The organism is Blastococcus sp. SYSU DS0669 (assembly GCF_054050895.1).
In genome coordinates this window covers 1-8770 of sequence record NZ_JBJHAE010000041.1, presented here as the reverse complement: position 1 = coordinate 8770, position 8770 = coordinate 1, and the positions used below count along the sequence as shown (strand labels likewise).

Below are 8770 nucleotides of genomic sequence, written 5' to 3'. Positions count from 1 at the left end.
GACGGCCTGACTGAAGCTCAACCGCGCCCCCCCGACGACTGAGGGGGGAGGGCCTGTGGGTCTTCGCGGGAGGACGCGGGGGCGGCCGGGTGGAGCCGGCGCCGCCCCCGGCACCAGCCCTCCCCGAGCGGGTCGACCCGGGCGGGGCGGCGCCCGGGTCAGGTGCTGCGGGGGCCCGGCACGGGGGGTTGGGCCGGCAGGGAGGCCGTGCTCGGGCCCTCCGGTGCCCGCACGGGCGTGAGCGCGTCGAGGTCCAGCACCCGCACGTGGATGACGGTGCGCTGCTGCAGCGCCGCGCGCAGCGCCCGGTGCAGCCCGTCCTCGAGGTAGAGCTCGCCGTGCCACTGGACCGCGTGCGGGAAGAGGTCGCCGTAGAAGGTGGAGTCGTCGGCGAGCAGGGCGTCGAGGGCCAGCTCCCGCTTCGTGGTGGTCAGCGTGTCCAGCCGGACCTGCCGGGGCGGGATCATCGCCCAGTCGCGGGTGGACAGCCCGTGGTCGGGATAGGGGCGCCCGTTGCGCACGCCTTTGAAGATCAGGGGACCGACCTCCGCTCTCCGCCCCGGCCGGGGCACCGACCGTGCCCACCCTAGCGGCCACGACCGTGCCCCGCCCCCGTCCCGCGGGGCCCCGTCCACGGGCTCGCCGCGAGCCCGCGAGCGGGGGAGGACGACGCGCTTCCTCGCGTATGCTGGCCTGGCACTCTGTCCGTGCGAGTGCCAGGCCGGGCGTGTCCCGGGGCCACCGCGGCCCCGCAACCCGGCGGTGCGGCACGGCACGTCGACCGGTACGGGGAGGTGTCACCGTGGCGCACGACGAACGCCGCCTGGAGGTGCTCCGGGCCATCGTCCAGGACTTCGTGTCGACCAACGACCCGGTGGGCAGCAAGGCCCTCGCCGAGCGGCACGACCTGGGGGTCTCCCCGGCGACCATCCGCAACGACATGGCGGTGCTCGAGGAGCAGGGCTACATCACCCAGCCGCACACGAGCGCCGGCCGGGTGCCCACCGACAAGGGCTACCGGCTCTTCGTCGACCGGCTGTCGGCCGTGAAGCCGCTCTCCGCCGCCGAGCGCCGGGCGATCGAGCGCTTCCTCGACGGCGCCGTCGACCTGCACGACGTGCTGGGCCGCACCGTGCGCCTGCTCGCCCAGCTGACCCGCCAGGTCGCCGTCGTCCAGTACCCGACGCTCTCCCGCAGCGCCGTGCGCCACCTCGAGGTGGTGCAGGTCGCGGTCGGGCGGCTTCTGGTGGTCCTGATCACCGACACCGGGCGGGTCGAGCAGCGGGTCGTCGACTGCCCGCCCGACGTCGACGCCGCCGCCGTCCCCGAGCTCCGCGCGCTGCTGAACTCCGCGTTCGCCGGCGTGAAGCTGGTCGAGGCGGCCGACAAGGTGCCCGGGCTGCTGGAGACCGCGCCGTCGCACCTGCGGGGGCTGGTCGCCGCCGTCAGCGCCACCCTCGTCGAGACCCTCGTCGAGCCGAGCGAGGACCGGCTGGTCATCGGCGGGACGGCGAACCTCGCCCGAGGCAGCGGCACCGACTTCTCCGGCACGCTCCGACCGCTGCTGGAGGCCCTCGAGGAGCAGGTCGTCGTCCTCCGCCTGATGAGCGAGGTCGACGCCGGCACGGTGCTGGTGCGCATCGGCGAGGAGAACGCGCACGAGGCGCTGACCGGCGCGTCGCTGGTCACCGTCGGGTACGGCTCGGGGGACCGGGCGCTCGGCGGGCTCGGTGTCGTGGGGCCCACGCGCATGGACTACCCAGGAAACATGGCCGCGGTGCGAGCCGTGGCCCGCTACGTCGGCCACCTGCTGGCCGAGAGCTGAGGACGAGACTCTTCGATGGCGACCGACTACTACGGCGTGCTGGGCCTGGCCCAGGGCGCGACCGACCAGGACATCAAGCGCGCCTACCGGCGGCTGGCCCGTGACCTGCACCCCGACGTCAACCCCGACCCGGAGGCCAAGGAGCGGTTCCAGGAGGTCACCCGCGCCTACGAGGCGCTGACCGACCCGGAGAAGCGCCGGATCGTGGACCTCGGCGGAGACCCGTTCGACTCGGGGGCCGGGGGCGCCGGCGGCTTCGGCGGCCCCGGGTTCGGCGGCCTGGGCGACATCATGGACGCCTTCTTCGGCGGCGCCGCCACGCGCGGGCCGCGCAGCCGCACCCGGGCCGGGCGGGACGCGCTCATCCCGGTCGAGCTCGACCTCGACGAGAGCGTCTTCGGCACGACCAAGGAACTCACCGTCGACACCGCGGTCCTCTGCGACGCCTGCACCGGGGCCGGCACCGCCCCGGGCACCCACCCGGCGACCTGCGGCACCTGCTCCGGCCGCGGCGAGGTGCAGAGCGTGCAGCGCGGCTTCCTCGGCCAGGTCGTCTCCAGCCGCACGTGCCCGACCTGCACGGGCACCGGCCAGGTCATCCCGCAGCCCTGCCCCAAGTGCGGCGGCGACGGCCGCGTGCGGGCCCGCCGGACCCTCTCGGTGAAGGTGCCGGCCGGCGTGGAGGACGGGATGCGGATCCGGCTCACCGGCCAGGGGGAGGTCGGCCCCGGCGGCGGGCCGGCCGGCGACCTGTACGTGGAGGTGCACGAGCGCCCGCACGAGGTGTTCACCCGCGACGGCGAGGACCTGCACTGCCGGGTCACCCTCCCGATGACCTCGGCGGCGCTGGGCACCACGCTGAAGCTGAAGACCCTCGACGGCGAGGAGGAGGTCGACATCCGGCCGGGCACCCAGTCGGGGAGCGTGCTCACGCTGCGCGCACACGGCGCGCCCCGGCTGCGCGCCACCGGCCGCGGTGACCTGATGGTGCACGTCGAGGTGCAGACGCCGACCAGGCTCGACGCCGAGCAGGAGAAACTGCTGCGCGAGCTCGCCGCCCTGCGCGGGGAGGACCAGCCCGGCGGCGACCGCGAAGAGCAGGGCGGCCTCTTCTCCCGGGTCCGCGACGCGTTCCACGGGCGCTGACCGGTGAGCTCCGAGGCCCCCGAGCTCGACGGCGCCCCGCTGTTCCTGGTCGACGAGCTCGCCGACGTCCCGGAGCTGCTCGTCGACGGGCAGGAGGGGCGGCACGCCGTCGAGGTGCTGCGGCTGCAGGCCGGTGAGCGGGTGCGGGTCGGGGACGGCGCCGGCACCGTCGTCGACGGGGAGGTGGTCGCCGCCGGGCCGCAGGGGCTGCGGGTCGCCGTGCGGAACCGGTTCGAGGTACCCGCGCCCGACCCCGAGTTCGTGCTGGTGCAGGCGCTGCCCAAGGGGGACCGGGGCCCGCTGGCGGTCGACCTGGCCACCGAGCTCGGCGTCGACCGGATCGTGCCCTGGCAGGCCGCCCGCTGCGTGACCCGCTGGCGGGACGACCGGGTCGAGAAGGGCGTGGCCAAGTGGCGCGCCGCGGCCCGGGCGGCGAGCAAGCAGTCCCGCCGCCCGCGGCTGCCCGAGGTGACCGCGCCCATGACCACCCGCGAGATCGCCGGGATGCTCGCCGAGGCCGACCTCGCCGTCGTCCTGCACGAGCAGGCCCGCCGTCCGCTCGCCGAGCTGGCGGTGCCCGAGACCGGCACGGTGGTGCTGGTCGTCGGCCCGGAGGGCGGGCTGTCGGACGGCGAGGTCATCGCGTTCCACGCGGCCGGGGCGGAGCCGGTGCGGCTGGGCCCCGAGGTGCTGCGCACGTCGACGGCGGGAGCCGCGGCGATCGCGGCGCTGTCGGCCCGCACCCGCTGGCGGTGACTGCCCCGCGCCATGATCAGGTGCCCTGATCGTGGCGTGTCCTCCCTCGTGGTGGGCGGTGAGGGAGGACGCGCGGGGGTGAGGGAGGACGGCGTCGTCAGCGCAGGGCGGCGCGGGCACGGTCGCCGACCAGGTCCACGAGGAAGGTCAGCGCCACGATCGCGGCCAGCACCGTGGTGACCGCCGGCCAGTCGAACGACGACGTCGCCGCCGACAGCAGGACGCCGATCCCGCCGGCGCCGAGCAGGCCGACCAGCACGGTGTCCCGCACGACCACCTCCCACCGGTAGAGCGCCAGGGCCAGCACCGGCCTGGCGAGCGCCGGCACGCTGCCGTACAGCCACCGCCCGCCCGGGGAGGCCCCCGCGGCCGCGAGCGCGTCCCCGGGCCGCCGGTCGGCCTCCTCCACCGCCTCGCCGACCAGCCGGCCCAGCACGCCGAGGGTGTAGACGCCGAGCGCCAGGGCGCCGGGCAGCACGCCGGGGAGGAGCACGAACAGCAGCACCAGCGCCCACACCGGCGGCGGCACCGCGCGCAGCAGCAGCAGGACAGCGCGGGTGAGCACCCCGGCCGCGTGGCGCCCCGCCCCGGCCGGGCCCCGCGGACGGGCCGCGAGCCCCGCCAGCGCCACCGCCCCCGCGGCCGCGAACGCCACCGCCAGCACCGACATCCGGACCGTCTCCACCGACGCCGACCACACGGCGGCCAGCAGGTCGCCGCCTGTGGCGGGCGGCCACGCGGCCGAGGCGACGTAGGCGACCTGCTCGCGGGTGCGGGCCGAGACCAGCGCGGCGGGGGAGAGGGCCAGGAACCAGACGGCCCAGCCGGTCAGCGCCAGGACCGCCAGCACGGCGCCCGTCAGCACGGGGTCCCGCCGCGCTCCGGGCCGTGGCGTGGCGACGCGGCGGCGCACGGCCCGGCCCGCGACGTCGGCGAGCAGGCAGAGCAGGGCGAGCGCGTAGACCGTCGTCCAGACCTGCGCCCAGCGCAGCGAGGTGAAGGAGAGGGCGAGCTGGTAGCCCAGCCCGCCGGCGCCGATCAGCCCCAGGACGACGGCGGAGCGCACCGCGCACTCGAGCCGGTAGAACGCGTAGGAGAGCAGCCCGCCCGCGGCCGGCGGCAGCAGGCCGTAGAGGGTGGCCGTCCCGCGCCCGGCCCCGGCGGCGAGCAGCGCCCGGTAGCCCTCGCGCGGGACCTCGTCGAGCAGGTCGGCGAAGACCTTGGCGGTGATGGCGCCGTAGGGCACGGCGATGGCGAGCACGCCGACCCACGGGTCCAGCCCGAGGACGTTGACCAGCAGCAGGCCCCACACCGCCTCGTGCAGGCCGCGGGGCAGTGCCAGCCCGCCGCGGGTGAGCAGCCAGCCGGTGCGCCGCCGTCCCCACGTCGTGCGGGCGGCCGGCACCGCGCCCAGCGCACCGAGCAGAACGGCCAGCCCGGCGCCCAGCACCGCGTAGGCGACGGTGACCAGCGTCGAGCCCGCGACGACGCGCAGGAACTCCGCCGAGAGCTCCGGCGCCACGGCCGCGGCGAGGAAGCGGCCGACCTGACCGGTGCCGGCCGGGTTGAGCACCGGCCCGGAGAGCAGCCCGCTACCGGCCAGCGCCCAGCCGAGCAGCGCGAGCCCGCCCAGCCCCCAGGCCCACCGCCGCCGGTCCCGGCGCAGCCGCGCCGCCGGGGGTGCCGGCCGCTGCAGGACGGCGGTCACCGGCTGACCCCGTAGAACCCCTCCAGCGCCGCCACCGTCAGGGTGCGGGCGGGGGCGTCGAGCACCACCCGGCCGGCCGCCAGCCCGACGACGCGGTCGCAGTGCCGCAGCGCCAGCGCGGGGTCGTGCAAGCAGGCGAGGAGCGCGCCGCCGCGCTCGGCCGCGAGCTCGCCGAGCAGGCCGAGCGCCTGGTCGGCCAGCGCCGGGTCCAGCGCCGATGCCGGTTCGTCGGCGAGCACCAGCTCGGGCCGCTGCACCAGCAGCCGGGCCAGCGCGACCCGCTGCCGCTGCCCGCCGGAGAGCCGGTCGGTGCGCTCGTACGCGCGGTCGGCGAGCCCCACGCGGGCCAGCGCGGCGGCGACCTCGTCGGTGCCCTGAGGGCGGATCAGCGACCACGCCGCCCGGGTGGCCGACCAGGAGCCCAGCCGGCCGGCGTTCACGTTGTGCACCACCCGCAGCTGCCCGGCCAGCTCGAGGTGCTGGTGCACCGTGCCGGTGCGCGCCCGCAGCCGGCGGAGCTCCCGGCCGCGCAGGGCTGCCGGGTCCTGACCGAGCACCCGCACCGCGCCGGCCGCCGGCCGCACCGACCCGTTGACCACCCCGAGCAGCGTGGACTTGCCGGCACCCGACGCACCGACGACGGCGACGCGCTCACCCGCGGCCACCGCGAGGTCGACCCCGGCGAGGGCGGCGGTGGCGCCGAAGCGGACCTCGATGCCGGTGAGCCGGAGGACCTCGCTCAGCTGACCAGCCCGAGGTCGCGGCCGATCTCCTCGATCTGCCGGTAGTTCGCCGCCTCGGTCGGGACGAAGGCGCCGGCGCCGAAGAGCTCGAGCACCGCGGCGTCGTCCGGGTCGTCGGGCGACAACCCGGTGAAGTACCCCGTCAGCCGGCCGGCCAGGTCGGCGCCGAAGCGCTCGACGGCCCGCGGGCCGAGCAGCCAGTGGTAGTCGTGGTACGCCGGGGTGCGGGCGTAGGACACCACCGTCGGGTCCACCTCGCCGCTCTCCGACCGGGACCGCCACACCTGCTCGTTGAGGACGCCGGCCTGGTAGGTGCCCGAGGCGACGAGCGCGATCGTGGCGTCGTGCGACCCGGAGAAGCCGGGGCCGCCGGGGAACCCCTCCGGGTCGACGCCCGCCTCGCGCAGGAAGTACGCCGGCATCAGCCGTCCGGAGGTCGAGGTCTCGCTGCCGTAGGTGAGACGGAGACCGGCCAGCGGGCGGAGGTCGTCGGCCGGCTCGAGCCCGGTGGCGGTGTTGACGACGAAGACCGAGCGGAACTCCTCGTCGATGTCGCGCTGGGCGATCGGCACGGCGCCGGGGGTCTGCAGGCGCGCCTGTACGCCGGTGAGGCCGCCGAACCAGACGAGGTCGAGGTCTCCGGTGCGGAAGAGCGAGACGGCGGCGGCGTAGTCGGTCACCGGCCGGTACTCGACCTCGAGGCCGAGGCCCGCGGCGAGGGAGCCGGCCACGGTGCCGAAGAGCCGCTGCAGGACCTCGGGGTCCTGGTCGGGGATGGCCCCGACGCGCAGCGGCCCGGGGGAGCCGGGGGTGGTGGCGGAGCCGGTGCCGCAGCCGGCGAGAACGGCGGCGAGGGCGGCGCCCGTGCCGGCGAGGAGGGCGCGGCGGGAGAGGGAGGGGAGGGGATCGGGACCGGGGACGGGGCCACCCGACCGGGCGGCGCGAGCGGGAGGCACTACGTCCTCGTGGCTGGTCGGGGGACGGGCACGGCGGACCTCCGGGAGCGGGTGAGGGGACGGCCCATCCTGCACCCGGCGTCGTCGCGCGGGCGCGCCGTGCCGCCGACGCGCACCCCGCGGAGTTCCGGACGGTCACGTTCTGGGCACGCTTGCCCCACCCCTGCCGGAAGCGCGGGGGGAGGTGCCTACTGTGACCCCCGTAACCAGCCGACCGGCTCCGGTCGGCCCACGACGCCCGGGTGCCTCGGACCGGCCCGTCCGCCAGTGACGCGCGGCCGCTTCCTCGCGGCCGGCGCGGTCGTCGTGCTCGACAAGGGAGAGACATGCGCACCAAGCTCCACACCGTCGCCGCGGCCGGCGCCGCGGCCCTCCTCCTCGCCTCCTGCGGCTCCGGTGAGTCCGGCGGCGGGGACTCCGCCGCCTCCGGGGCGCTCACCGGCGAGGGCAGCGGGGAGTCCTGCACCATCGAGGGCGAGGTGCCCCTCGGCGCGGTGCTCAGCCTCACCGGCGCCGCGGCCAGCTACGGCGAGTCGCAGCAGCGCGGCCTCGAGCTCGCCGCCGCGGAGCTGGCCGAGCAGGGCGGCGTCACCTACGACCTCACGATCGAGGACGACCAGACCGATCCCCGCCAGGCGATCACCCTGTTCGACCAGTTCGTCTCCGACGGCGTGAGCCTGATCATCGGGCCCACCCTGTCCAACGCCGCCGTCCAGGCCGACCCGATCGCCCAGGAGGCCGGGGTCCCGGTGCTGGGCATCTCCAACACCGCCGCGGGCGTCACCGAGATCGGCGACTACATCTTCCGCGACTCGCTCACCGAGCAGGCGGTGATCCCGCAGACGATCGCCCAGGCGACCGAGCAGTTCGGGCTCCAGGACGTCGTGGTCATGTACAGCAACGACGACGCCTTCACCGAGTCCGGCTACGAGGCGTTCGCCGCCGCGCTCGAGGAGGAGGGCGTGACCGTCAACGAGACGATCACCTTCTCCAAGTCCGACACCGACTTCCGTGCCCTGCTGACCCAGGCCCAGGAGAGCGACCCGGACGCGCTCGTCGTCTCCGCGCTGATCGAGGCGGCGGTGCCGCTGGTGACCCAGGCCCGCGAGCTGGGCATCGACGTGCCGATCATCGGTGGCAACGGGTTCAACAACCCGACCCTGATGGCCGACGCCGGTGAGGCGGCCGAGGGCGTCGTCGTCGGCGCCGCCTGGAACTCCTCCTCCGACAACCCGGAGAACCAGGCGTTCCTCGCGGCCTACGAGGCCGAGTACGGCGCCCAGCCCGACCAGTTCGCCGCCCAGGCCTACACCGGGCTGAAGCTGGTCGACCAGGCGGTGCGCGCCAACTGCTCCGCCGAGCGCGACAGCATCCAGGAGGCGCTGGGCCAGATCGAGGACGTGCCCACCGTCCTCGGCGAGTTCTCCATCGACGAGAACCGCGACGCCGACCACCCGGCCGTCGTCCAGGTCGTCGAGAACGGCGAGTTCGCCGTCCTGGAGTGACCCGCCCCGGGGGGGGGGGGGGGGGGGGGGGGGGGGGGGGGGGGGGGGGGGGGGGGGGGGGGGGGGGGGGGGGGGGGGGGGGGGGGGGGGGGGGGGGGGGGGGGGGGCGGGGGGGGGGGGGGGGGGCGGGC

The 8770-nt window shown here is 76.6% G+C and carries 8 protein-coding genes; 4 read left to right on the top strand and 4 right to left on the bottom strand.

The genetic code is table 11. The annotated features are described in order from the left end of the window. Positions 1-158: 158 nt before the first annotated feature. A complete protein-coding gene (locus ACI792_RS20685; RefSeq protein ID WP_456604243.1) occupies positions 159-572 on the bottom strand; it encodes a type II toxin-antitoxin system VapB family antitoxin in 414 nt (137 codons plus the stop codon). 230 nt (positions 573-802) lie between these two features. Between ACI792_RS20685 and hrcA the strand changes: the two genes are divergently transcribed. Genes hrcA through ACI792_RS20670 form a run of 3 tightly spaced genes read left to right on the top strand, consistent with a single transcriptional unit; the run spans position 803 to position 3727 of the window. Continuing rightward, a complete protein-coding gene (gene hrcA, locus ACI792_RS20680; RefSeq protein WP_456604242.1) occupies positions 803-1825 on the top strand; it encodes a heat-inducible transcriptional repressor HrcA in 1023 nt (340 codons plus the stop codon). A 15-nt stretch (positions 1826-1840) separates the two neighbouring features. After that, positions 1841-2971 (top strand): molecular chaperone DnaJ, encoded by a 1131-nt coding sequence (dnaJ, locus tag ACI792_RS20675; protein ID WP_456604241.1) that lies wholly within the window; start codon positions 1841-1843, stop codon positions 2969-2971. A 3-nt stretch (positions 2972-2974) separates the two neighbouring features. Beyond that, a complete protein-coding gene (locus ACI792_RS20670) occupies positions 2975-3727 on the top strand; it encodes a 16S rRNA (uracil(1498)-N(3))-methyltransferase (RefSeq protein ID WP_456604240.1) in 753 nt (250 codons plus the stop codon). A gap of 97 nt (positions 3728-3824) precedes the next feature. Here the strand turns inward: ACI792_RS20670 and ACI792_RS20665 are convergent, their stop codons facing one another. The 3 genes from ACI792_RS20665 to ACI792_RS20655 are packed head-to-tail and all read right to left on the bottom strand — an operon-like array spanning position 3825 to position 7134. After that, entirely contained in the window at positions 3825-5435 is a 1611-nt protein-coding gene (locus tag ACI792_RS20665) for a PhnE/PtxC family ABC transporter permease (protein ID WP_456604239.1), read from the bottom strand. Next, a complete protein-coding gene (locus ACI792_RS20660; protein ID WP_456604244.1) occupies positions 5432-6151 on the bottom strand; it encodes a phosphonate ABC transporter ATP-binding protein in 720 nt (239 codons plus the stop codon). Before ACI792_RS20660 ends, ACI792_RS20665 begins: the two co-directional genes overlap by 4 nt. 23 nt (positions 6152-6174) lie before the next feature. Then, positions 6175-7134 (bottom strand): putative selenate ABC transporter substrate-binding protein, encoded by a 960-nt coding sequence (locus tag ACI792_RS20655; RefSeq protein ID WP_456604238.1) that lies wholly within the window; start codon positions 7132-7134, stop codon positions 6175-6177. Between the two features lie 326 nt (positions 7135-7460). Between ACI792_RS20655 and ACI792_RS20650 the strand changes: the two genes are divergently transcribed. Beyond that, a complete protein-coding gene (locus ACI792_RS20650; protein WP_456604237.1) occupies positions 7461-8639 on the top strand; it encodes an ABC transporter substrate-binding protein in 1179 nt (392 codons plus the stop codon). Positions 8640-8770: the final 131 nt, after the last annotated feature.